Annotated in this window: 21 protein-coding genes and 1 pseudogene; 9 read left to right on the top strand and 13 right to left on the bottom strand. The window is 68.4% G+C overall.

All coding sequences use genetic code 11. The annotated features are described in order from the left end of the window. Position 1 precedes the first annotated feature (1 nt). Together BLU62_RS09180 and BLU62_RS09185 are read left to right on the top strand one after the other, a co-directional pair. Positions 2 to 778, top strand: a complete 777-nt coding sequence (locus tag BLU62_RS09180) for an ABC transporter ATP-binding protein (protein ID WP_074852787.1) — start codon at positions 2 to 4, stop codon at positions 776 to 778. A 145-nt stretch (positions 779 to 923) separates the two neighbouring features. Beyond that, entirely contained in the window at positions 924 to 3,185 is a 2,262-nt protein-coding gene (locus BLU62_RS09185) for a protein kinase domain-containing protein (protein ID WP_074849219.1), read from the top strand. A gap of 35 nt (positions 3,186 to 3,220) precedes the next feature. Here BLU62_RS09185 and map read toward each other — a convergent pair whose 3' ends face one another. Beyond that, entirely contained in the window at positions 3,221 to 4,084 is an 864-nt protein-coding gene (map, locus tag BLU62_RS09190; protein ID WP_074849220.1) for a type I methionyl aminopeptidase, read from the bottom strand. Between the two features lie 143 nt (positions 4,085 to 4,227). Here map and BLU62_RS09195 point away from each other — a divergent pair, with 143 nt between their 5' ends. Genes BLU62_RS09195 through BLU62_RS09205 form a run of 3 tightly spaced genes read left to right on the top strand, consistent with a single transcriptional unit; the run spans position 4,228 to position 7,132 of the window. Continuing rightward, positions 4,228 to 5,244 carry a heme/hemin ABC transporter substrate-binding protein gene (locus tag BLU62_RS09195; protein WP_074852788.1) on the top strand — a complete coding sequence of 339 codons (1,017 nt, stop codon included), beginning with the start codon at positions 4,228 to 4,230 and terminating at the stop codon, positions 5,242 to 5,244. Next, positions 5,241 to 6,341, top strand: coding sequence for a FecCD family ABC transporter permease (locus tag BLU62_RS09200; protein WP_074849221.1), 1,101 nt, complete (start codon positions 5,241 to 5,243; stop codon positions 6,339 to 6,341). Before BLU62_RS09195 ends, BLU62_RS09200 begins: the two co-directional genes overlap by 4 nt. Further along, entirely contained in the window at positions 6,338 to 7,132 is a 795-nt protein-coding gene (locus tag BLU62_RS09205; RefSeq protein WP_425284541.1) for a heme ABC transporter ATP-binding protein, read from the top strand. Before BLU62_RS09200 ends, BLU62_RS09205 begins: the two co-directional genes overlap by 4 nt. On the opposite strand, the gene BLU62_RS09210 is transcribed toward BLU62_RS09205, so the two are convergent. From BLU62_RS09210 to puuE, 6 genes and pseudogenes are all read right to left on the bottom strand, one after another. Continuing rightward, positions 7,133 to 8,965, bottom strand: coding sequence for a penicillin-binding transpeptidase domain-containing protein (locus tag BLU62_RS09210; RefSeq protein WP_074849223.1), 1,833 nt, complete (start codon positions 8,963 to 8,965; stop codon positions 7,133 to 7,135). It lies immediately after the preceding gene. 82 nt (positions 8,966 to 9,047) lie between these two features. Further along, positions 9,048 to 9,884, bottom strand: a complete 837-nt coding sequence (locus BLU62_RS09215) for a GNAT family N-acetyltransferase (RefSeq protein ID WP_074852789.1) — start codon at positions 9,882 to 9,884, stop codon at positions 9,048 to 9,050. Between the two features lie 62 nt (positions 9,885 to 9,946). Next, positions 9,947 to 11,134 (bottom strand): flavodoxin-dependent (E)-4-hydroxy-3-methylbut-2-enyl-diphosphate synthase, encoded by a 1,188-nt coding sequence (gene ispG / locus BLU62_RS09220; RefSeq protein ID WP_074849224.1) that lies wholly within the window; start codon positions 11,132 to 11,134, stop codon positions 9,947 to 9,949. Positions 11,135 to 11,201: 67 nt separating this feature from the next. Next, positions 11,202 to 12,428: a M50 family metallopeptidase gene (locus BLU62_RS09225; protein ID WP_074849225.1), complete on the bottom strand. Its 1,227-nt coding sequence runs from the start codon at positions 12,426 to 12,428 to the stop codon at positions 11,202 to 11,204. A gap of 17 nt (positions 12,429 to 12,445) precedes the next feature. After that, positions 12,446 to 13,617: pseudogene (gene dxr, locus BLU62_RS09230) on the bottom strand (1-deoxy-D-xylulose-5-phosphate reductoisomerase). Between the two features lie 12 nt (positions 13,618 to 13,629). Then, on the bottom strand, positions 13,630 to 14,616 hold the full coding sequence (gene puuE / locus BLU62_RS09235) for an allantoinase PuuE (protein ID WP_074849226.1): 987 nt from the start codon (positions 14,614 to 14,616) through the stop codon (positions 13,630 to 13,632). Positions 14,617 to 14,730: 114 nt separating this feature from the next. Between puuE and BLU62_RS09240 the strand changes: the two genes are divergently transcribed. Beyond that, a complete protein-coding gene (locus tag BLU62_RS09240; RefSeq protein WP_074849227.1) occupies positions 14,731 to 15,012 on the top strand; it encodes a DUF2631 domain-containing protein in 282 nt (93 codons plus the stop codon). A gap of 79 nt (positions 15,013 to 15,091) precedes the next feature. Here the strand turns inward: BLU62_RS09240 and rlmN are convergent, their stop codons facing one another. Beyond that, the gene (gene rlmN, locus BLU62_RS09245; protein ID WP_074849228.1) at positions 15,092 to 16,198 is read right to left on the bottom strand and encodes a dual-specificity RNA methyltransferase RlmN; all 1,107 of its coding nucleotides are present in this window, start codon (positions 16,196 to 16,198) and stop codon (positions 15,092 to 15,094) included. A 30-nt stretch (positions 16,199 to 16,228) separates the two neighbouring features. On the opposite strand from rlmN, the gene BLU62_RS09250 reads away from it, so the two are divergent. Further along, positions 16,229 to 16,651 carry a LapA family protein gene (locus BLU62_RS09250; RefSeq protein WP_074849229.1) on the top strand — a complete coding sequence of 141 codons (423 nt, stop codon included), beginning with the start codon at positions 16,229 to 16,231 and terminating at the stop codon, positions 16,649 to 16,651. 28 nt (positions 16,652 to 16,679) lie between these two features. On the opposite strand, the gene BLU62_RS09255 is transcribed toward BLU62_RS09250, so the two are convergent. The 4 genes from BLU62_RS09255 to BLU62_RS09270 all read right to left on the bottom strand — a co-directional run bounded on the left by BLU62_RS09255 (position 16,680) and on the right by BLU62_RS09270 (position 20,057). Next, the gene (locus tag BLU62_RS09255) at positions 16,680 to 17,564 is read right to left on the bottom strand and encodes a phosphatidate cytidylyltransferase (protein ID WP_074849230.1); all 885 of its coding nucleotides are present in this window, start codon (positions 17,562 to 17,564) and stop codon (positions 16,680 to 16,682) included. Then, positions 17,561 to 18,118 (bottom strand): ribosome recycling factor, encoded by a 558-nt coding sequence (gene frr / locus BLU62_RS09260; RefSeq protein WP_074849231.1) that lies wholly within the window; start codon positions 18,116 to 18,118, stop codon positions 17,561 to 17,563. The genes BLU62_RS09255 and frr overlap by 4 nt, the downstream gene beginning before the upstream one ends. 78 nt (positions 18,119 to 18,196) lie before the next feature. Next, positions 18,197 to 18,952 carry a UMP kinase gene (pyrH, locus tag BLU62_RS09265; protein ID WP_074849232.1) on the bottom strand — a complete coding sequence of 252 codons (756 nt, stop codon included), beginning with the start codon at positions 18,950 to 18,952 and terminating at the stop codon, positions 18,197 to 18,199. 73 nt (positions 18,953 to 19,025) lie between these two features. Next, the gene (locus BLU62_RS09270) at positions 19,026 to 20,057 is read right to left on the bottom strand and encodes an alpha/beta hydrolase (protein ID WP_074849233.1); all 1,032 of its coding nucleotides are present in this window, start codon (positions 20,055 to 20,057) and stop codon (positions 19,026 to 19,028) included. A 306-nt stretch (positions 20,058 to 20,363) separates the two neighbouring features. Between BLU62_RS09270 and BLU62_RS09275 the strand changes: the two genes are divergently transcribed. Further along, positions 20,364 to 21,785 carry a condensation domain-containing protein gene (locus tag BLU62_RS09275; RefSeq protein ID WP_074849234.1) on the top strand — a complete coding sequence of 474 codons (1,422 nt, stop codon included), beginning with the start codon at positions 20,364 to 20,366 and terminating at the stop codon, positions 21,783 to 21,785. Next, positions 21,782 to 23,509 carry an MFS transporter gene (locus BLU62_RS09280; protein ID WP_280141526.1) on the top strand — a complete coding sequence of 576 codons (1,728 nt, stop codon included), beginning with the start codon at positions 21,782 to 21,784 and terminating at the stop codon, positions 23,507 to 23,509. The genes BLU62_RS09275 and BLU62_RS09280 overlap by 4 nt, the downstream gene beginning before the upstream one ends. Here the strand turns inward: BLU62_RS09280 and tsf are convergent. Beyond that, positions 23,481 to 24,305 carry a translation elongation factor Ts gene (gene tsf / locus BLU62_RS09285; protein WP_074849235.1) on the bottom strand — a complete coding sequence of 275 codons (825 nt, stop codon included), beginning with the start codon at positions 24,303 to 24,305 and terminating at the stop codon, positions 23,481 to 23,483. The genes BLU62_RS09280 and tsf overlap by 29 nt on opposite strands. Positions 24,306 to 24,359: the final 54 nt, after the last annotated feature.

The following is a 24,359-nucleotide window of genomic DNA, read 5'->3' on the forward strand; positions in this document are numbered from 1 at the left end:
GATGCCCCTGCACGCCAAAGACATCGGATGGAGCCGCGGCGGACACCTCGTCCTCGACGGCGTCACCGTCGAACCGGCCCCAGGAGAGACGATCGGACTCCTCGGACCCAACGGCTCCGGAAAATCGTCGCTCCTCGGTGTGCTGGCCGGAGTCCACAGACCGGACACGGGTCGTGTCCTGTTGGACAACACCGACATACGAACGCTTCGCCGGCGTCAGATCGCCCGGAGAGTCGCCGTCGTCGAGCAACACGCGGACACCGAGATCGACATCAACGTCGCCGACATCGTCAGGCTCGGACGGATCCCGCACAGCGGCACCTTCGGCGGCGACCAGGCAGCCGACGCCGCCGCGATCGACGAAGCGCTCACGCACACCGGGATGCTCCGGCATCGGCACCGGCGGTGGCATACGCTGTCCGGCGGCGAACGTCAACGCGTCCAGATCGCACGAGCCCTCGCCCAACAACCCGACGAGCTGCTCCTCGACGAGCCGACGAACCACCTGGACATCTCCCACCAGCTCGACATCCTCGCCTTGGTATCCGGCCTGCCGATCACCAGCTACATCGCGCTGCACGACCTGAATCTCGCAGCGGTGTTCTGCGACCGCGTCGTCGTCCTCGACCACGGCTCGATCGTCGCGGCCGGAACCCCGATCGAAGTCATCACCGAACAGCTGGTCGAGGATGTGTACTCGGTCCGGGCACGCGTCACCGTCGAGGACGGCATCCCGCACGTCGACTGGAGCCGACACGTGGTCGGGCCATCCGTGTAGGGGCATCCGTCTGGCGGCGACGTCGTTCAGCCGACGCACCACTCGCCTCGCGAGCCGCTCCGGCTGGTTAGAGTGACGACAGCGCCCGCGGGGGCGCGGTCGGGAGAGCCTGTGCGAGCAGGTCGGAACAAGGGGGTCGTCGGGCGTGGAGATCGTGGAACCCGGATCGGTGTTCGCCGGGTATCGCGTGATCTCGCTGCTGGGTCGCGGCGGCATGGGCCAGGTCTGGCTCGTCGAACATCCGACGCTGGGCCGTCGTGAGGCATTGAAGATCATCTCGCCGAATCCGGCGGATCCCAGCTTCGACGAGCGTTTCCGCAACGAGGCCCGGACCGCGGCGGCCCTCGATCACCCGGGCATCGTCACCGTCTACACCCACGGGGTGGAGAACGGCAGCCCGTGGTTCTCGATGACCTACCTCGACGGCCGGGACCTCACCGCAGCCGGTCCGATGCCCGTGGACGAGGTCGTCACCGTCGTCGGCCGCGCCGCCGACGCACTCGACTACGCCCACGGTCAACGCGTGATCCACCGCGACATCAAGCCCGCGAACATCGTCGTCGCCCGCGGGCCGGACGGGCGCATCAGCCGCGTGACGGTCCTCGACTTCGGCATCGCCCGCCTGGTCGACGGGAACAAGATGACGGCGACGAACCTGTTCGTGGGCACCCTGGCCTACGCCGCGCCGGAACTGCTCACCGGAGAGGCCGCGATCCCCGCCTCGGATCAATACGCCCTGGCCTGCACCGCCTTCGAACTCCTCACCGGCCGTCAGCCGTTCCCGGGCACGACGCCGATGGCCCTCATCTCGGGTCATGTGAACTCCCCCGTGCCCCGGCTCTCGGACCGCGATCCGGCACTGGCACACCTCGACCCGGTGTTCGCCCGCGCGCTGGCCAAGCGACCCGGCGACCGGTTCGCGTCGTGCGCGGACTTCGCGACGGCCCTCGAGCGTGCGCGTCCCCTCGACCAGACAGGGGCCGCCGGCCCGCGGCGAGCCGCGACCACCACCCCGGCGCCCGCGTTCCCGCCGCAGGTCCAGCAACACCCACAGCCTCAGCAGCAACCACCGGCGCAGCTGTACCCGAACACCCGGCAACACCCCCGGCTCCAGCCACCCGGCTACAACCCGCACACCCCGGTCCCGATATTCGGCGGCCAGAACCCGCCACCTCCCGGGCCGCAGTCCGGGCCGTCCGGGCCGTCCGGGCCACCCCGGCCGCCGAAGCGGACCGGGTTGTTCGTGGGCGTGGGCGTCGGTGTCTTCGTCCTGGTCCTGGCACTCGTCGTCACCGCGATCGTCCTGGTCGGTTCGGACGACGCCCCGGCGACCACGGCCTCGGGGTCCTCGAGTTCATCGGCGAGCGGATCGACCAGTGCCGCACCCGGTTCGAGCAGCGACTTCGAGTCCATCGCCTCGAGCGGCGACAGCACCTGCGCGGTGCGCGGCGGCGAGCTCTTCTGCTGGGGCGGCAACCAGTACGGCACGCTCGGTGACGGCTCGACGACGGACCGACCCCGCCCGGAGAAGGTCTCCGGCCTCGACGACGTGTCGGCGGTCAGCATGGGTGGCCTCGGCAAGGCGTGCGCGATCGCCTCGGGTGAGTTGTACTGCTGGGGTCATGGCGTCGGACAGTCCGGTCAGAAGGTGACGTTGCCGACCAAGGTCCGCGGCATGGGCGAGGTGAGCGCGGTGTCCGTCGGCCTCACCACCTGTGCGATCACCTCGGGCGACCTGTACTGCTGGGGAAACAACCTCAACGGTCAGGCCGGCGGGGGCAGCGATGCCACGGTCCCGGAGCCGACGCGGGTCCCGGGCCTGTCCGGCGTCACGGCGGTCTCGACCTCGCACACGACGACCTGCGCCATCGCGTCGGGAACCGCCTACTGCTGGGGCAACAACGCCGACGGGCAGGTCGGCGACGGGACCACCACCAACCGGTCGGCACCGACCAGGGTGACCGGCCTCGATTCGCCCACCTCGATCAGCACGAGCCTCTACTCGACCTGCGCGGTCGCCAACGGTTCCGGTGGCGTCGCGGGAGCCGTCTTCTGCTGGGGCGAGAACGACTCCGGGCAGCTCGGTGACGGCACCGAGGTCAACCGGACGCGCCCGACCCCGATCGACGTACGCGGGGCGACGCAGGTGTCCACCGCAGGATACGGCGCCTGCGCCGCGGCGGGCGGTTCCGCCTACTGCTGGGGCTCGCGGAGCGGTCTTCCCGACCACAGCCCGGACCGGGTCAACGGCCTGTCCGGGGTCACCGAGATCACCACCGGCTCGGCCAACGTGTGTGCGGTGGCGGGCTCCGAGATGTATTGCTGGGGACTCAACAGCAAGGGACAGCTGGGAAACGGGACCACCACGACGAGCAACGAGCCCCAGCCGGTGCGTTTCCCCGCCTGAGCACTCGTCCGGCCCCTGTCAGGCGTCTGGCACGGTCAGGCGTCTGGCACGGTCAGGATCTCCGCGCCGTCCTCGGTGACGACGAGGGTGTGCTCGAACTGAGCGGTCCACTTGCGGTCCGCGGTCACGACCGTCCAGCCGTCGTCCCACATCTCCCAGGCCAGGCCGCCGAGATTGATCATCGGCTCGATGGTGAAGACCATGCCCGGCTCGAGGACGGTGTCGACGTCGGGTTCGTCGTAGTGCAGCACGACGAGGCCGTTGTGGAATGTCTCACCGATGCCGTGGCCGGTGAAGTCGCGGACGACGCTGTAGCCGAAGCGATTCGCGTACGACTCGATGACCCGTCCGACGACGTTGAGTTCGCGTCCCGGCTTGACCGCCTTGATCGCCCGCTGGGTGGCGATGCGGGTGCGCTCGACGAGATCGACGACCTCCTGCTCGACGTCCCCGGCGAGGAAGGTCGCGTTGGTGTCGCCGTGGACGCCGTCGATGTAGGCGGTGACGTCGATGTTGACGATGTCGCCGTCGGCGATGACGGTCGAATCCGGGATGCCGTGACAGATCACCTCGTTGAGCGAGGTGCAGCAGGACTTCGGAAAGTCCTTGTAGCCCAGCGTCGACGGGTAGGCGCCGTGGTCGACCATGTACTCGTGGGCGATGCGGTCGAGTTCATCGGTGGTCACGCCGGGTGCGACGGCCTTGCCGGCCTCGGCGAGGGCGTTGGCGGCGATCTTCCCGGCGAGGCGCATCTTCTCGATGGTCTCGGGGGTCTGTACCCACGGTTCGTGCCCCTCGTCGACCGTCGGCTTCCACACGTACTCCGGTCGCTCGATGGAGTCGGGAACGGTCCGGATCGGCGTCGGGGTACCGGGCTTGAGGGCACTGCGAACTGGCATGCGGCCACTTTATCTCCTCCGATCGGACCGGACCGGCGCGCGGACGCGACGGTCCGCATAAGTAAGCTCGTCCTAAGATGACCGCGACGGGACGCGCGGTCACCGATTCGAAGGTGGTCGCGGTGAGCTCGTCGAGCAGGTCGATGCGGACGTTGCTGGTCCTGCTCACCCTTGCCATCGTGTCGTTGACCGCTTCGGCCTGCTTCGTCACACCCATCGACCAGAAGCAGAAGTCCCCGACCACGCATCTGCGCAGCGGCCCGCAGACCGCCGAGTTCGAGAACACCGATGTCACCCCGGTGTCGGCGAATCCGACGCCGAGGCTGCCGGTCACGGTCGAGTCGGTGCGCTACGGCGAGGTGACCGTGACCGACGCGAGCCGGATCATCGCCGTCGACATCAGCGGCACGCTCGGCAGCATCGTCTATGCCCTCGGTCTCGGTTCCAAGGTCGTCGGCCGGGACACCTCGACGGCCTTTCCCTCCGCGGCCGGCCTGCCGGTGGTGACCAACCGCGGCCACAGTCTCAACGCGGAATCCGTTCTGGCCCTTGATCCGTCCGTCGTACTCGTCAGCGAGTCGACGGTGCCCGCGACTGCGGTCGACCAGATCCGCGATTCCGGTGTCGCGGTCGTGGTGTTCCCCGCGACCCGCGACCTCGCCTCCAACGACACCCTGATGCGGTCGGTGGCGAAGACCCTGGGTGTGCCCGAGTCCGGCGAGAAGCTCGTCGAGCGCACGGACGCCCAGCTCGAGTCGGCCCGCGACCTCGTCCCCGATCCGTCCGGCGACCCGACGATGGCGTTCCTCTACATCCGGGGCCGAAATCTCCTGCTGCTCGCCGGACCCGGTTCCGGCGCCGACGATCTGATCGCCGAACTCGGCGGCAAGGACGCCGGCGAGGCCGCCCGGCTCACGGGCGCCTTCACCGCGGTCACCGCCGAGTCGATGATCACCGCGGACCCCGACGTCGTCATCGTCATGACGCAGGGCGCCGACACCGTCGGCGGTCCCGAGGGCGTGTTGAGCCTTCCCGGCATCGCCGAGACCGAGGCCGGCCGCAACGGCCGCGTCGTGCAGATGGACGAGACCAAGATCCTCGCCTTCGGACCCGACGTGGGTCTCGTGCTGGCGTCATTGGCGAAGGCGATCTACGAGTGAGCGCGCCCACCACCACGGCGCAGACCCCTGCGCCCGTGGCGACCTCACACCGGGTCCGCAACACCGTCGTCGTGGTCGTGATGCTGATCGCGACCGCGCTGCTCGCGATCATCTCCGCGGGGATCGGCCAGGTACAGGTCCCGCCCCTGGAGGTGCTGGGCAGCATCGCGCACCACTGGCATCTCGACATCGGGCCGTTGCCGTCGCACCCCAACGGCGAAGGCGCACTGTGGAACGTGCGCTTCCCCCGCATCGTGCTCGGGTTGTTCGTCGGCGCCGCGCTCGGCGCGGCCGGCTGCCTGCTGCAGGGTGTGCTCGCCAATCCGCTCGCCGAACCGAGCATCATCGGCGTCTCGTCGGGGTCCGCGATCGGCGCCTGCCTGGTGATCGTCGTCGCCGGCGGCGGCGCGGGAGTCGGCGGCGCCGCGGACAACTGGCTGCTCGCCGGTGCCGCGTTCGTCTTCGGCCTGGCCACTGCAGCGGCGGTGTACGTGCTGTCGCTGCGCGACGGCTCGTCGTCGGCCATCATGCTGGTGCTCACCGGTATCGCGGTGAACGCCTTCGCCGCCGGTGTCATCGCCTTCCTCACCTTCGTCGCCTCCACCGCCGCCCGCGAGCAGATCGTCTTCTGGCAGTTGGGTTCGCTGGCCGGCGGCACGTGGAGCGACATCTGGGTCGTCGCACCGCTGGTCGTGATCGGTGTCGCCGTCTGCGTGCTCCTCGTGCACAAGCTCGACCTGCTCGCGCTGGGCGAGATCCAGGCCGCGTCACTGGGTGTCAATGTGGAAGCGGTTCGACGCCAGGCCATCGTGCTGACCGCGGTCCTGACCGCCGCCGCGGTGGCCTTCGCGGGCATCATCGCGTTCGTGGGTCTGGTGGTACCGCACGTGATGCGGCTGATCGTCGGCCCCAAGCACTCGATCCTGCTGCCCACCAGCGTCATCGGCGGTGCGCTGGTCATCACCGCCGCTGATCTCGCGGCCCGCACCATGCTCGGCGACGCAGATCTCCCGCTCGGCATGTTCACCGCTCTGATCGGCGGCCCGGTCTTCTTCATCCTGCTGCGCCGCAGCCGTCGAGCGGGGGCAGGCTGGTGACCGCCGAGACGATCGCGACGACACCGGGCATCGTCGCCGAGGACGTCCGGGTGGAACTCGGTGGGCGGGAGGTCGTCCGCGGGGTGTCGCTCGAGGTCCATCCCGGCGAGATCGTGACGCTGGTCGGCCCGAACGGCTGCGGCAAGTCGACGCTGCTGTCGGTGCTGTCGGGCACGCGGAAGCCGCAGAGCGGCCGCGTGACGATCGACGGCCGCGACGTCGCGAGCACCTCGCTGCGCGAGCTCGCACGGCACCGCAGCGTGGTCACCCAGCAGAACCGGGTGGACACGCCGTTCACCGTCGCCGAGGTCGTCGCCATGGGCCGCTACCCGTGGCTACGCACCCCGAAGGCCGCCCAGTCCCCCGCCGTGATCGCCGACGCCGTCGACCTGTGCGAACTCGCCGACATCGTCGACCGGCCCTTCGCCCAGCTGTCCGGCGGCCAGCAGGCACGGGTCTCGCTGGCGCGCGCCCTGGCCCAGGACACGCCGGTCATGATGCTCGACGAGCCGACCGCCGCACTCGACATCCACCACCAGGAACAGGTCCTCGAGATCCTGCGCATCCATCGCGACGCCGGAAATGCCGTGCTGCTCGTCGTACACGACCTGACCCTGGCCGCCGCGTACGCCGACCGCGTCGCGGTCATGAAACACGGTGAGCTGCTCGCGGTCGGCCCCACCGACGAGGTGATGACCGCCGAGCTGTTGAGCCGGACCTACGATCATCCGGTCGAGGTCGTCGACCACGGCGGGCGCCGGATCATCCTGCCCGAACGCTCATCCCGCTGATCACCGCACCGCGTAACCCGGCCCGAGTCCGTCGAAGAAGTCGCGGGTGACGGCCACCGCATTGTTGGAGTCGCCGCCGCGGACGACGAGGGTCGCGAAGGCGATGTCGCCGCGGTAACCGGCGAACCAGGCGTGCGATCCGCCGTCGAACTCGGCCTCACCGGTCTTGCCGAACACGGCTCCGCGGCCGTCGATCACCGATGCGGTACCGCTGGTGATGACGGCACGCATCATCGGCCGCAGTTGCTCGTAGACCTCGGGCGGCATCGTCGGGATGGGACCCTCGATCTCGGTGGGCTTGTCCAGGATGAGTTGCGGCACCGGGGCTTTGGAGCCGTTGGCGACGGTCGCCGCGACGAGCGCCAGGCCGAGGGGCGAGACGAGCACCTTGCCCTGGCCGAACCCGTCCTCACTGCGTGCGACCAGTTCGTTCTCGATCGGCACCGATCCGGACACGGCGTCGAGGCCGGCGATCGAATACCGCTGACCGATCCCCATCGCCGCGGCGGTGTGGGCGAGGTCCGAGGGTCCCATCTGGCTGGCGAGCTTGGCGAACGTGGTGTTGCACGAGGCGGCGAAGGCCTGCAGCATCGACACGGTACCCAGCGAGAAGCCGTTGTAGTTCGGGATCAGGCGCGGGCCGATCTGGATCTCACCCGGACAGCCGACGGTCGTGTCCGGGGAGGCCATCTTGCGGTTGATCGCAGCCGCGGCGGTGACCATCTTGAACGTCGAACCGGGCGGATACAGGCCGGTGGTCGCGATCGGCCCCTGCCGGTCCGCGGACGGATTCTGGGCGACGGCCAGGATGCGTCCGGTGGACGGCTGCACGACGACCATCGCCACCTGGAACCGGTTGGCGGCGTTGACCGCCCGCTGGGCCGAGTTCTGCACGGTCCGCGACAGGCTGAGCGACACCGCGGGCGACGGGTCGGGATCGTGGTCGGCGAGCACGTCGGCGTCCAGACCGTTCGGGTTGACCGAGACCACGCGCCAACCGGCCCGCCCGGCGACCTCGCCGTCGACGACCTTCTTGACCTCGGTCAGCAGCGCCGGCGCGAACTTCGGGTCCTTGGGGACCAGTTCGGCCTGCTCGTTGGTGACGACACCGGGGATCGCGAGCTGGTCGCGGAGCCGGTCGAACTGGGCGTTGGACAGGCGGGCCAGCGGATACTGCTGCCCGTTCGAGGTGACCCGCTCGGTGATCAGCTGCTCGTCGAGGTCCGGGTTGAACCGGCGCAGCACCGCCACCGCACTGGTGACCGAGGCCGCCACGGAGGCGCCCTGTTCGGTCGCCTTCTCCGGATCGAAGTTCACCCCGACGACGGTGCCGTTGACCATCACCTCAGAGCCGTCGGCCTCGTTCACCGTGGCCCGGGGCGCCTCGATGATCTGGAGCGAGAGTCGTTGGTCGGCACCGAGTTTCGGGTGGATCGCGGTCGACGCCCAGCGCACCGCCCAGCCGGTGTCGGATCGGCCCATGCGCAGGGTCGCGTCGTAGGACCAGTCCCGGCCGCGCGGGAGGGTCCAGGTGTAGTCGACCTGCACCTCCGCCGTGTCACCGGTGACGCGTACTCGACCGGCCTTCGCGTCGAGTTCTTCCGCGGCGAGCCCCGACCACGCCGACTTCATCGCCGACCCCGAGGTCTGCGGCACATCGGTGAGGGCGGCGGCTGCGTCGAGTTCCTGTTGCGAGTACGCCTCGAGGAATCGTTCGGCGGCGCGTCGCGGGCCGTCGTCCTCCGAGGTCGAACAGGCTGCGGTGGCCGCGATCACGACAGCACTGACCGCGACGATCACCGCCGGGGTCCATCGAGTTCGCGTGTGCCACATCGCGGTCGAGTCTAGGGCTGCGACCCGCCGATCCCGGGTAGCCACGCGGGAGGTCGCACTGTGACCTCCGGACCGGTTCGGATCAGTCGACGAGGACGGTGGCGAAGGTGCCGACCTCGGTGAACCCGATGCGGTCGTACACCGCGCGCGCGGTCTCGTTGAAGCTGTTGACGTAGAGGCTCGGGAGTCGCCCGTGAGCGGCGACCGCCTCGGCGACGGCGGCGGTGCCGCCCAGGCCCAGCCCTTCGCCGCGGCGTTCCGGCGACACCCACACACCTTGGATCTGACCGACCCGCCGCGACAGCGACCCGATCTCCGCCTTGAACACGACGTCGGGGCCGTCGAAGCGGGCGAAGACCCGCTGGGCCGAGATCAACGATGCGAGGCGCCTGCGGTAGGAGCGGCCGCCGTCACCGGCGGTGGGGTCGACGCCGACCTCGCCGATGAACATGTCGATCGCGGCCGGCATGTAGGCGTCGAGGTCGTCGAGCGTGACGAGTCGCACGGCCGGATCCGATGGCACCGCCGGGCATCCGGTCAGGACCAGCAGCGGCTGGACCGGCCGCACCTCGCGCGCCGGGCCCCACACGGGTTCGATCTGCTGCCACATCGGCAGCACCAGGTCGGCCCGACCGACGATCGACGAACAGGCACGCGGGGCGGCCACCGCACGGTCGGAGAAGTAGTCGAGATCGTCGGCGGCCCCGAGCAGCGGGATCAGGTTGGCGCCGGAGAAACACAGCGACGTCGACGGATCCTGCGCGGTCCAGAGCTCACCGCCGAGGAGACGCGGGTTGATGCCGTGGGTCTCGAACCTCGCGGCGACCATGCACATCGCCACCGGGTCGGACATGAGCACGCGTTCGACAGCGGCCGCATCACGCGCGCCGAGCGGTTTGTCGCCCAGTAGCTTCAGCACCACCGCTCCTCACTTTCCTGAAAGGATCTCGCGACAGCGCCCGCGCCCTGGAACCCCATCGTCTAGGAGACGGTCACCACCGGCGGGCCGACGTGCGTGCCGTCTCCAGTTTCTCCTGTTTCCTCGGCAATCCGCAGCGCTTCCTCGATCAATGTCTCCACGATCTGCGCCTCCGGGACGGTCTTGATGACCTCGCCCTTGACGAAGATCTGTCCCTTGCCGTTTCCGGAGGCGACACCGAGGTCGGCCTCGCGGGCCTCACCGGGTCCGTTGACCACGCAACCCATGACCGCCACGCGCAGCGGGACATCCATGCCCTCGAGTCCCGCGGTCACCTCGTCGGCGAGTTTGTAGACGTCGACCTGGGCGCGTCCGCACGACGGGCAGGACACGATCTCGAGCTTGCGCGGCCGCAGGTTGAGCGACTGGAGGATCTGGTCACCGACCTTGATCTCCTCGGCGGGCGGTGCCGACAGCGAGACGCGGATGGTGTCGCCGATGCCCTCGCTCAGCAGCGCACCGAACGCGACCGCGGACTTGATGGTGCCCTGGAACGCCGGACCCGCCTCGGTGACGCCGAGGTGCAGCGGGTAGTCGCACTGCGCGGCCAGCTGGCGGTAGGCCTCGACCATGATGACCGGGTCGTTGTGCTTCACCGAGATCTTGATGTCGCCGAAGCCGTGCTCCTCGAACAGTCCCGCCTCCCACAGCGCCGACTCGACGAGCGCCTCGGGCGTCGCCTTGCCGTACTTCTGCAGGATGCGCTTGTCGAGTGAACCCGCGTTGACGCCGATGCGGATGGGGATGCCGGCCTCACCGGCAGCCTTGGCGACCTCTTTGACCCGGCCGTCGAATTCCTTGATGTTGCCCGGGTTCACGCGCACCGCGGCACAACCGGCGTCGATCGCGGCGAAGATGTACTTCGGCTGGAAGTGGATGTCGGCGATGACCGGGATCTTCGACTTCTTGGCGATGATCGGCAGCGCCTCGGCGTCTTCGGGACGCGGGCATGCGACACGGACGATGTCGCAACCCGACGCGGTCAGCTCCGCGATCTGCTGCAGGGTCGCGTTGATGTCGTGGGTCTTGGTGGTCGTCATCGACTGCACCGAGATCGGGTGGTCGCTGCCGACGCCGACCGAGCCGACGAACAGCTGCCGGGTCTTGCGGCGCGGGGCCAGCACCGGCGGGGGTCCGGCCGGCATGCCGAGTCCGATCGGCACGGCGTTGGCAGGAGTCGGGGCGTTCATCTGTTCACCTCTGTGAGTCGGACGTGTTGGGGCTGATGGATGTCTGGTGGGAATTCGTCGCCGGAACTCACCACGGATTGATCGGGTTGACGATGTCGGCGGTCAGGGTGAGCACCATGAAGCCGGCCATCACCACCACCGCGGCGTAGGTGATCGGGAGCAGCTTGTAGTAGTCGACGGCGGCACCGGGTGCCCGGCCGAACCAGCGACGGACGGTGTCGCGGCCCTTCTCGTAGCCCACGATCGCCATGTGCCCGCCGTCGAGCGGCAGCAGCGGGACCAGGTTGAACAGGCCGAGGAAGAAGTTGATGCTGATCAGCAGCATCCAGAACATGTCCCACAGTCCGCGTTCGACGGCCTGACCGCCGAGCACGGAGGCGCCGTAGACGCTGACCGGGGTGTCGAGGGCGCGCTCTCCGCCGGTCACCGCGGTCCAGAGCGCACCGATCTTGCTGGGCAGCGACAGCAGCGCGTTCCAGGTCTCCTTGATCAGGTCGCCGGTGAAGACGACGGCGCCCGGGATCACGTCGAAGCCGCTGAAGTCCTTGATCGCCGGCGGGGCGTCGTAGGCGATGCCGACCATGTTGTAGCTGACGGTCTCGGTGGTGCCGTCGGAACGCGTCGCGGACACGGTGACGGGTTCGGGCGTCATCGTCAGCTCGAGGCGTTCGCCGGCACGGTCGACGGAGAGGACCACCGGACCGGTCGACTCCCGGATGACCGGGGTCAGGTCGGCGGCCTTGCCGACCGGTTGGCCGTTGATGGCGACGATCTCATCGCCCGGACGCAGCCCGGCGGCCGCTGCGGGACCACCGCCGGTGCACGGCGAGTTGGTCTGTTTGCCGTCGGCGATGGTGATCGTCGACGAGACGCACTGGGTCTCGGCGACCTTCGCGGGGGTGGGCGGCGGGCTGAGGTCGGGCAGACCGAAGCTGAGGCCGACGATGATGATCAGGACGAAGCCGAGGATGAAGTTCTGCGCGGGACCGGCGAACAGCACGACGAGGCGCTTCCACGCCTTCTGCTTGTACATCGCCCGGTCCTGCTCGTCGGCGGTGAGCTCCTCGTGCGGGGTCATGCCCGCGATGTCGCAGAAGCCGCCGAGCGGGATCGCCTTGAGTCCGTATTCGGTCTCGCCGCGGCGCGTCGACCAGATCGTCGGTCCGAAGCCCACGAAGTAGCGACGCACCTTCATGCCGGTCGCTTGCGCAGCCCACATGTGACCGCACTCATGCCAGGCGACCGACAGCAACAGCGCCAACGCGAAGAGCGTGACACCGATCGCGAAACTCACGTACTCACTCCATCCAGCTACACGGCGGCCGCGACCAGCTGAGCTGCGCGTTCCCGGGCCCACCGATCGGCGGCGAAGACCTCCTCCACAGTACCTGGCGCGACACGCCACTGATCCGCCTCGCCGAGCACCTCGCCGACGATCCCGACGATGCGCGGGAACCGGATCGCACCTGCGAAGAAGCCCTCGGCGGCCGCCTCGTTGGCCGCGTTGTACACCGCCGTGAGACTCCCCCGCCCCGTCCGGCCGCCCGGGCGAGCTCGATCGCCGGGAACACCTTGTCGTCGACCGGCTCGAACGTCCACGCCGAGGCGGTGGAGAAGTCGCAGGCGGTCGACGATCCGGGAACGCGATCCGGCCAGCCCATCGCCAGCGCGATGGGCAGTTTCATCGACGGCGGCGAGGCCTTGGCGACGGTCGCGCCGTCGACGAAGGTCACCATCGAGTGCACGATCGACTGCGGATGGACGGTGACGTCGATGTGGTCGTAGTCGACGTCGAAGAGCAGGTGCGCCTCGATGACCTCGAGCGCCTTGTTGACCAGGGTCGCCGAGTTCAGGGTGATCATCGGCCCCATCGACCAGGTGGGATGGCGGCCGGCCTGTTCGGGGGTGACGTCCTCGAGTTGCTCTGCGGTCCAGCCGCGGAACGGCCCGCCCGACGCGGTGAGGACGAGGCGATCGACCTCGGCGGCCGTTCCGGCGCGCAGGCACTGGGCGATCGCCGAATGCTCCGAGTCCACCGGGACGATCTGTCCGGGGGCCGCCGCGTCGAGGACCAGTGACCCGCCGGCGACGAGCGATTCCTTGTTCGCGAGGGCGAGTCGCGCGCCGGTCCGCAGGGCGGCGAGCGAGGGCGCCAGGCCGATCGAGCCGACCACGGCGTTGAGCACGACGTCGACACCGGCCTCGGCGGCGACCGCGTCGACGAGGTCACACATGGCGTCGGCACCGCCGAGGACGGTCGCCCCGAGTCGTTCGGACAGTTCGGCGGCGCGGGCGACATCGGCGACGGCCAGCCTCGACGCCGGTACACCGAAGGCGGCGGCCTGCTGCACGAGCCGGTCGAGGTTGCCGCCGCCCGCGCCGAGGCCGGCGACCTCGAAGCGATCGGGATGCTCGGCGATCACTTCGAGCGCCTGAACGCCGATGGAACCGGTCGAGCCGAGGATCAAGACACGTGTGGGCACGTATCCATTGTGTCAGCCGGCCGGGTGCACCTTCCGCCAGTGTTCGGCGATCTCGATGCGGCGGGTGATCCACACATCGTCGTGGGACTGGACGTGGTCGAGGAACCGCTCGAGGGCGGCCAATCGCGCGGGCCGCCCGACGAGCCGGCAGTGGAGACCCACCGAGAGCATCTTCGGCGACCCGTCGACGCCCTCGCGGTAGAGCACGTCGAAGGCGTCGCGCAGATGCGCGAAGAACTGCTCCCCCGACGGGAATCCGCCAGGCGAGGAGAACCGCATGTCGTTGGTGTCCAGCGTGTACGGCACGACGAGGTGATCGACGAGCTCGTCGCCGCGCAGGACCTTCACCCAATAGGGCAGATCGTCGGCGTAACTGTCTGAGTCGTAGGTGAATCCACCCTGTTCGACGACGAGCCGGCGCGTGTTGGGCGAGTCGCGTCCGGTGTACCAGCCCCGTGGCCGCTCACCGGTGATCTCGGTGAGCAGCTCGATACCGGCCCGCATGTGCTCCCGCTCGACCTCGGGGTCGATCAGCTGGTAGTTGAGCCACCGGTATCCGTGGCAGGCGATCTCGTGGCCGCGTTCGACGAAGGCCGCCGCGACCTCGGGGTTGCGGGCCATGGCCTGGGAGACGGCGAAGACCGTCAGCGGCAGCCCACGGCGCTCGAACGCCCGCAGGACTCGCCAGACGCCCGCCCGCGAGCCGTACTCGTACATGCTCTCCATGCTCATGTGCCGGTTCGGGAATGATTGCGCGCCGACCATTTCCGACAGGAAGGTCTCGCTGCCGCGGTCGTTCTCGAGGACGTTGTTCTCGCCGCCCTCCTCGTAGTTGAGCACGAACTGGACGGCGACCTTCGCACCGCCGGGCCACTGCGGATCCGGTGGCGTGGCACCGTAACCGACCATGTCGCGGGGATAGGCCTCGGCCCGGTAATCGGCGAGGGAACGGCCCGCACCCGGGCCTGGGCGGAACTCCGACGAAGACATGAGCCGCATTCTGTCACCGAATCACCCACCGGGCTCGGTCGGCGAGATCGCTGTGCCGCTATGCTGATCGAGAACTACTACCGTTCGTCAGACATCTGACGACCCGCGCTGTGAGGAGTGGCTGTGGCAAGCACCGATGTGGAGCACACTGGCGGACACGCCGAGGTCATCGACACCGGCTGGCGCCGTGAGCCCGCCGATGCACCGTCGGCCCGTTTCGGCTGGCACGGGGTGGCGACGAAGACGTTCTACGGCGCCGCTGTGTTCTTCGCCGCTTTCCTGCTGCTCATGATGATCGGTAACCACACCGGCCACGTCGAGGACATCTGGCTCGTCGCCTTCGCCGTCGGCGTGTTGGTCATCGCCGCGCGCGGCTGGTGGATGAGCCGCGGCAAGTGGTCCTGACCGACCACTGAACCCCAATACGAAGAAACGCTGAGCGGCCCCGGCCGCTCAGCGTTTTTCTTCGTTGTCGGTCGGCGCGTCAGCGCTCTTCGGCGGCCAGCTGTCCGCAGGCCGCGGCGATCTCCTGGCCGCGGGTGTCGCGCACGGTGCAGGACACGCCCTGCTCCCGGACGCGGCGCACGAATTCGCGTTCCACCGGCTTGGGGCTGGCGTCCCACTCCGAGCCGGGTGTCGGGTTGAGCGGGATGAGGTTGACGTGCACGAGGGACCCGAGGGCCTTGTGCAGCTTCTGCCCGAGCAGATCGGCCCGCCACGGCTGGTCGTTGACGTCGCGGATCAGCGCGTACTCGATCGAGACGCGGCGTCCGGTGGTGTCGGCGTAGTACCGCGCGGCCTCGAGGACCTCGGCCACCGACCAGCGGTTGTTCACCGGGACCAGGGTGTCGCGCAGCTCGTCGTCGGGCGTGTGCAGCGACACCGCGAGCGTGACCGACAGCCCCTCGTCGGCGAGCCGCCGGATCGCCGGTGCGAGACCGACGGTCGAGACGGTCACCGACCGCGCCGAGATGCCCAGTCCGTCGGGTGCGGGTGAGGTGATCTGCCGGACCGCGCTCACCACGCGCTTGTAGTTGGCGAGCGGCTCCCCCATACCCATGAACACGACGTTCGACAGGCGACCCGGCTCGCCGAGCTCACCGTCGCGCAGGGCACGCGCCGCGGCCCGCACCTGATCGACGATCTCCGCGGTCGACAGGTTGCGGTCGAGGCCGCCCTGTCCGGTCGCACAGAACGGGCAGGCCATGCCGCAGCCGGCCTGGCTGGAGATGCACAACGTGTTGCGCTCGGTGTAGCGCATCAGCACGCTCTCGAGGAGTGTGCCGTCGTGGAGGCGCCACAGCGTCTTGCGGGTGGAGTCGTCGTCGCACGAGATATGCCGGACCGGCGCCAGCAGCTGCGGGAACAGCTTTTCCCGCACGGCCTCGCGGGAGGCCGCGGGCAGGTCGGTCATCTCGTCGACGTCGCCGTTGAGTCGGGCGTAGTACTGACGGGCCAACTGGTCGGCACGGAACTTCGGGAGCCCCAACTCAGCCAGCGCCGCGACGCGACCGGCGGCGTCGAGGTCGGCGAAGTGTGTCGGCGGCAGCCCGCGTTTGGGCGCGTCGAACACCAGCGGTAATGAGGTCATTCAGCCATTGTCGCATGTCATGATGAACCCATGACCACACCCGATCGCCGACGAAGCGGAAATCCGGTCCCGCAGTGGGGTTCGCAGGGCGAGCCCGGCCCGGCGCCCGAGGCAGTACCGGAGCCCGGGGCTCCGGTGCCTCCGGGCGACGATCAGGACACCGTGGTGGCCGAGCGAGACCGGCTGCGACAGACGGTGGCCGACGTCGAGCACACCCGCACGCGGGCGACCTGGTTCGGGGTCATCATCGGGGCGATCATCCTGGTCCTGCTGCTGGTGTTCATCGTCCAGAACCTGGAGAGTCAGCGGATCGAGCTGATCTTCTGGGAGGTCAATCTCCCGCTGGGCGTGAGCCTGCTGATCGCCGCCATCGCGGGTGCGCTGATCGTCGCGCTCGTCGGCGGCCTGCGCATGCTGCAGTTGCGACGAGCCCTCAACAAGGCCACGAAATAGTCGGACCGTCCTGGTCCGAGCAGGGCGGTCAGAGCAGGGCGGTCAGCACCGCCCAGACGACGAACGCCGAGGGCAGCAGGCTGTCGAGGCGGTCCATGATGCCGCCGTGACCCGGTAGCAGCGTGCCCATGTCCTTGATGCCGAGGTCACGCTTGACCTGCGACTCCACCAGATCGCCGAGCGTCGCGCAGACGACCAGCACCGGTCCCAGGATCAGGCCGATCCACCAGTGGCTCCCGATCAGGAACGTGATGCAGCCGACCGCGCCGATGGTGCCGACGAGCAGCGAACCGACGAGACCTTCCCACGACTTCTTGGGGCTGATGGCCGGCGCCATCGGATGTTTGCCGAAGAGGACCCCGGCGGCGTACCCGCCCACGTCGGAGCAGACGACGACCACCATGAGGGTCGCGACCCGGGCCGCGCCGTCCTCCTGCGTCACGAGCATCACACCGAAGGACGCGAGCAGCGGGAGCCAGGCCAGCACGAACACCGTGAGAGCCAGGTCCTTGAGGTAGTTCTCGGGAGCGCTGGAGATGCCCTGCGCGAGCAGCTTCCACACCATCGAGACCAGGACGGTCGCCACGAAGGCGACGAGCACCCCGGTGGGCCCGTACGGCCAGCTCAGCCAGATGATGGCCTGTCCGCCGATGAGCAGCGGCCAGAGCGCGACGTTGTATCCCGCGGTGTGCAGACGCTTGGTGACCTCCCAGGTGGCGATCGCGAACGCGGCCGCCACGAGGCCGTACCAGAGCATCGGCGCGAACAGCAGGATCAGGATGATGCTGACGCCGAGCGTGCCGCCCACCGCGATGGCGGCCGGCAGGTCACGACCTGCCCGTGACTTCTTGGCCGGTCCAGAATCCTTCTCGGGGCCAGAATCCTTCTCGGGGTCGGATGTCTTCTCGCTCACACCTCGAGCAATTCGTCTTCTTTGTGCTTCACCAGTTCGTCGATCTGATGCACGTAGGTGGCCGTGGTCTTGTCGAGTTCCTTCTCGGCACGGGTGACCTCGTCCTCGCCCGCCTCGCCGTCCTTCTGGATGCGCTTGAGCTCGTCGGCGGCCTTGCGGCGCACGTTGCGGATGGCGACCTTCGCGTCCTCGCCCTTACCCTTGGCCTGCTTGACCAGGTCGCGACGACGCTCCTCGGTGAGCTGCGGGATGGCGACACGGATGATCGTGCCGTCGTTGGTGGGGTTCACACCCAGGTCGGAGTTGCGGATCGCGGTCTCGATGTCGCGGAGGGTCGACGCCTCGTACGGCTTGATGACGACGAGGCGCGGCTCGGGCGTGTTGATCGACGAGACCTGCGTCACCGGGGTGAGCGCGCCGTAGTACTCGATGTTGATCTTGTTGAACATGGCCGGGTTCGCACGTCCGGTGCGGATGGAGCCCATGTCCTCCTTGGCGACGTTGACCGCCTTCTCCATCTTCTCCTCGGCGTCGAGCAACGCGTCGTCGATCATCTTCGTCCTTGTTCCGTTCGGTCGGGCTTCCTGGGGAGGAGGCCGGTTCTCGTGTGCGTGCGTGTCCGGTGCGTGCGGTTAGGTGCCGACCAGCGTGCCGATCCGCTCCCCGGCCACCGCCCTGGCGATGTTGCCCTGTTGGAGCAAATTGAACACCAAGATCGGCATCTTGTTGTCCATACACAGACTGAAGGCGGTCGCGTCGGCGACCTTGAGCTCCTTGTCGAGGACCTCACGGTGGGTGATCTCGGTGAACAGCTTGGCGTCGGGATCGGTACGCGGGTCGGCGTCGTAGACACCGTCGACGGCCTTGGCCATGAGGACCACCTCCGCCTTGATCTCCAACGCGCGCTGGGCGGCGGTGGTGTCGGTGGAGAAGTACGGCATGCCCATGCCGGCGCCGAAGATGACCACGCGCCCCTTCTCCAGGTGACGCTGGGCGCGCAGCGGCAGGTACGGCTCGGCGACCTGCCCCATGGTGATGGCGGTCTGCACTCGCGTGCTGATGCCGCGCTTCTCCAGGAAGTCCTGCAGCGCAAGGCAGTTCATCACGGTGCCGAGCATGCCCATGTAGTCCGAGCGACTGCGGTCGAGGCCGCGCTGCTGCAGCTCGGCGCCGCGGAAGAAGTTGCCGCCACCGATCACGACGGCCACCTGGACGCCGGAGTTGACGACGTCGGCGATCTGATCGGCCACGGTCGCGACGACGTCCGGGTCCAGACCGACCTCTCCCCCGCCGAACATCTCACCGCCCAGCTTCAGCAGGACTCGTTGGAATCCGGAACGCTCGGACTTGTTGAGATCGGATGGGGTGGGATCGGGCGCTTCGCTCATTCGCTTCCTCACTCGTCGGTTCGGTGAACTATCGTACGTCCTCACCGAATGCGACTCGCGACGCGTGTGCGTGTCAGCGTGCTAGCACCGCACGGAACTGGGGCCAGGCCCGATGCAGTTCGTCCTGCCAGTACGGCCACGAGTGGGTACCACCCTCGTACAGGTGGAAGGTCGCGGGGACCCCGACCTCCCGCATCCGGCGCTGGAGGTTGCGGGTGCACTCGGCGGTCGCGGTCTCGATCACCGCGCCGACGGCGAGCTGATCGAAGAGTTTCTGGCCGTTGCCGTCGATGCCCGGGCCGTCGATCGTGTCGTAACGCCCCGGCGCGCCGGTACCGTTCGACACGTAGATCGATTTGCCGCGGAACGACGCCGCGTGCACGTAGGGATCGTTGGCCCGCCACGCCGGATCGGTCGGGGGACCCCACATGTTGAGCGTGTTTCCGTGGCCGCGTCCTTCGACGACCATCCGCACCACCGCCTGGCCCAACGGGTCGCTGGTCTGCGCGCAGCCGCTGAAGGAGCCGAGCGCCTGATACAGCTCCGGGGCGTGCAGCGAGAGCTGGAACACCGAGGTGCCGGCCATCGAGATCCCCGCGACCGCGTTGCGACCGTTCGTGTCGAGACGCCGGTCGATCACCGCGGGAAGTTCCGAGGTGAGAAAGGTGGCCCATTTTTGCACCCCGAGGACGGGATCCGGATGCTGCCAGTCGGTGAAATAGCTGGCGGCACCACCCATGGGCACGACCACGTTGACGTTCTGATCGGCGAAGTACGTCCGGATGTCCGTGCGGTCGAACCAGCTGCTGCCACCGTCGCCGCCGGCCGCCCCGTTCAGGAGATACAACGTGGGAGCCGGTCGATCCCCTTTGGCCGGAAGCACTTTCACGGTCATGTTCCGCCGCATGGCCGTTGACCGCACCGCCAGGTCGAGCTCACCGGCAGGCTGCACGGACTCGGCGACGATCGACGCCGGATTCGGATTCGGCTCCGCCGCAGCATGACCCGGAAGACCGATGACCATGGCCATCACCGACAGCGCGACGAGACCCACCACACCGAACATCCGGCGACCGTCGACGCCGGCGTGAGCCTCTTCGTTCATCCACTCCGCTTTCCTGCCAGAGACGCAACCCATACGATCCGCATCACAGTGACGCGGAGGCAGTCTGCCGGACAAACGCAACGATGTCCACCACGGCCCAACTGACATCGAATGTGGTCAATTGTCCAGGAACTCCGGCACTTTCGCCCAAAACGGACGCGTTCGCCGGAACCGCTCGTCGCCGTAATAAAACTCATGTAGCGTCCGTGCGATCGTCGAGGTCTGTCAGTCAACCGAATGACAACAGGTGTAGTCACATCGGCTCGCCCGGAAGCACATCCCCTTCAGCAGAGAGGTGGTTACACCATGATCCAGTTCGGTCTGATCGAGGAATGGAACCCCCGCCCAGGTCACCTGACGAGTTGGGTCGCATCGGTCGACTCGGCGACCGCCGCCGGCCGGGCTCCCGTCCATCCCGTCCCCGCCTCGCACCAGCAGGAGGAATACCTGAAGGTCGCGTGGCGCAACGAGTCCGCCGGTTTCCGGTTCGCCCGTCTGTGTCTCATGGCGTTCGACGTGACGGCCCCGCTCGACGTGGCCGCGATGACCACGGCCGTCAACCAGTTCGTCCGGCGCCACGACAGCTTCCGCTCGTGGTTCTCGCTGGAGGACGACGGTTCGGTCCTGCGCCATCTCGTTCCGGAAGAGGACATCGAGATGGTGTCGGTCGATCACGGCGATCTCGACGCCGAGGGCCTGTGCACTCTCGTGCAGGAGGAGACGTCCGGACCGTTCAACTGGGACTGCTTCACCTTCGGCGCGATCGAATGGGACGGCGGTTTCACGATCTACGCGGCCGTCGACCACCTCAACACGGACGGCATCTCCCAGGCGTCGACCTGCCTGGAGCTCATGACGCTGTACATGAACGCCGCCTTCGGCGCCGGCGCCGAACTCCCGCCGGTCGGAAGCTACATCGACTACTGCGCACGGGAACGCGCCATCTCCCGGCAGCTGACCCGCCGCTCGCCCCACGTGGAACGGTGGATCGAGCTCGTCCAGGCGAACGAGGGCCGGTTGCCGAGCTTCCCGCTCCCCCTCGGCACCGACGCCGAGGGCTACACGCGAAGCGCACTTCTGAACGCGACGGTGTTCGACGAGGCCGCCGCCCAGCGTTTCGAGGACGTCTGCCGCGAGCTGGGTTCCAACGTGATCTCCGGGATCATGGCCACCGCCGCACTCGTGTACGCCGAGTTCACCGGGAAGAAAGACTATTTCGGCATGACGCCGAAGAGCACCCGATCCGGCGCCGAGGAGATGAACTCGGTGGGCTGGTTCACCAGCCTCATCCCGGTTCCGCTGAGAGTCGACGACACGACCACTTTCCGCAGCCTCGCACCACAGGCCGCAAGCAGCTACGCAGCCGGCAAGGAACTGACCGACATCTCGTTCCACCGGGTGCTGGAACTGGCCGAACCCGCGGACGGGATCACCGTCCAACCCGGCTGGTCGGTCCCGATGATCTCCTACGTCGACGTTCGCAAACTCCCGGGAGTGGAGATCTTCGAGGCCGGCAACGGATGTCTGTTCGGCAACCGCGGCAGCAGCGAAGAGGTCTACATGTGGGTGAACCGGTTCCCCGACACCACGTCGATCACCTTCCTGTACCCGAACACCGACATCGCGCAGGAATCGGTGCAACGCTACGTCGAGCGGTTCGTCGAGGTCATCGGCTCGGTGGCCGACCAGGGTGACTATCGACCGTCGTTGCCCGCACTCACATCGTGACCAGAGGCCCGGCGTGGCTGGCCCTCGCCGGGTGCCTCCTGGGTGTGTTCATGCAGATGCTGGACACGACCATCGTCAACATCGCGCTCCCCGACCTTACGGTCGACCTCGGCGCGTCCACCTCGCAACAGCTGCTCGTGCTGACGGTCTACACGTTGTCGTTCGCATGCACGCTGCTCACCGCCGCCACGCTCGGCGGCCGATACGGGCGCCGGCGCCTGTTCGTGATCGCGATGATCGCCTTCACCGTCACCTCGATGCTGTGCGGTCTGGCGACGGATCCGGTGATGCTCATCGTGTTCCGCGGGGCGCAGGGCATCAGCGCCGCGCTGATGTCCGCCCAGACACTGGCCCTGATCGCCGCACTGTTCACCAGGGAACGCCACGGACTGGTCTTCGGGATCTACGGCGCCGTGGCGGGTATGGCCGCGATCCTGGGTCCCGTCGTCGGCGGACTGCTGGTGCACGCCGACGTCGCCGGATGGGGTTGGCGCACAATCTTCTTCGTCAACCTCCCGCTCGGCATCCTCGCCTGTGCGCTCGCCTGGCGCCGGCTCCCCGCCGCCCTCGACCCCGATCCGGACCGGCCGGACATCGCCGGGATGGTGCTGTCGGCCTCCGCACTCTTCCTGCTCCTGTATCCACTGGCCGTGGGTCGCGAACAGCAGTGGCCGCCGAGACTGTGGGTCATGCTCGGGGCCGCGGTGATCCTGTCGCTCGCCTTCGTGCGGCAGCAGAACCGGCTCGCCGCGCGCGGCGGGACACCCCTGCTCCGCCTGGATCTCTTCGCGTCCCGCCGATTCGCGGTCGGGCTCACGATGTCGCTGATGTTCTTCAGCGTCTTCGCGGGCTTCTTCTTCACCGTGTCGATCTCGGCGCAGTTCGGCCTCGGCTACTCGGCACTCCGCACCGGTCTGCTCGCGCTGCCGTTCGCCTGCGGTGCCGCCGTGGGATCGGTCGTGTCACCGTGGGCGGTCGCCCGCGCGACGGCGCCTCGGGTCCTGCTCGGCGGCGTCCTGACGGTCGGGGCGGCGTTCGCCTGGATCGCACTGCTCCTCGACCCGTCGTCGGAAACCCTTCCGGTGGTGGCGATCCTGGCTCCCCTGGTGGTCGGCGGGATCGGTACAGGACTGTTCGTCGCGCCTCTGCAGGCGGTCGTCCTCTCCGACACGTCGGTGGAGACGGTGGGGTCGGCCAGCGGCACGATCCCGACGGCGCAGCAGATCGGGGCGTCGATCGGTCTGGCGCTCGTGACGATGTTCTTCTTCGGACAGGTGGCCGGGCAGACCGACACCAGCGTGCCCGCGGTACACGCCGAACTGTCCGTCGCACTGGAGGATTCGCCGGTCAACCCGATGTTCCGGCCGGCCGTCGCCGACCGGTTCGCCTGGTGCGCAACCGAACAGCTCACCTCACCGCACCCGGAACGTCCCGCCGCCGGGTGCGCCGGGGCCCCGACCGGCAGCGCGGTCGCCGCGATCGCCGCCGAGGCGCAGCCCTGGACGCAGAGCGCGGCACGGGCCGTCACCGCGCGTACCTTCCTGTGTGCGTTCCGCACGACGCTGTGGGTGCTCGCCGGCCTCGCCGTCGGCATCGGGATGCTGACGATGCTGCTGCACCGAAACGACAACCGCCCCGCCTCCACGATGGGAGACGGGGCGGTCGAGATGTCGTCCGGGGAGACCCCGGGAACGATCAGGCCTGGCCGACCTCGAAGCGGGTGAAGCCCTTGACGGTCACACCGGCCTCGTCGAGAAGAGCCTTGACGGTCTTCTTCGAGTCCTGGACCGACGCCTGGTCGAGCAGCACGACGTCCTTGTAGAAGCCGTTGACGCGACCCTCCACGATCTTGGGCAGAGCCTGCTCCGGCTTGCCCTCCTCCTTGGCGGTCTGCTCGGCGATACGACGCTCGTTCTCGACGACGTCCGCGGGGACCTCGTCGCGAGTGGCGTACTTGGCCTTGAGAGCTGCGACCTGCATGGCGGCGCCGCGAGCGGCCTCCTCGGCAGCGTCGCCTGCACCCTCGTAGGACACCAGCACGCCGACGGCGGGCGGGAGGTCCGAAGCACGCTTGTGCAGGTACACGGCGACCGGGCCGTCGTAGTAGACGACGCGGCGGAGCTCGAGCTTCTCGCCGATCTTGGCCGAGAGAGCCGCGATCGCCTCGTCGACGGTGCCACTGCCGAGAGGAGCCTTCTTCAGCTCCTCGACATCGTTGGTCTTGGCCTCGGCGGCCGCGGTCACGATGTCATCGGCGAGCGTCTGGAATTCGTCGTTCTTGGCGACGAAGTCGGTCTCGGAGTTGATCTCGATCAGGGCGCCGCCCTTGGCGGCGACCAGGCCCTCGGCCGTGGAGCGCTCAGCGCGCTTGCCCACGTCCTTGGCACCCTTGATGCGCAGCTCCTCGACGGCCTTGTCGAAATCACCGTCGTTGTTGGCCAGCGCGTTCTTGCAGTCCAGCATTCCAGAGCCGGTGAGTTCGCGAAGTCGCTTCACATCGGCTGCGGTGTAGTTCGCCATCGTCGGCGAGCCTCCTTCGAAAGAGTGTGGTGGGACCGAATTGCTGCGGCAGGT

The sequence above is a fragment of the Gordonia westfalica genome (assembly GCF_900105725.1).
Classification (GTDB): Bacteria; Actinomycetota; Actinomycetes; order Mycobacteriales; family Mycobacteriaceae; genus Gordonia; species Gordonia westfalica.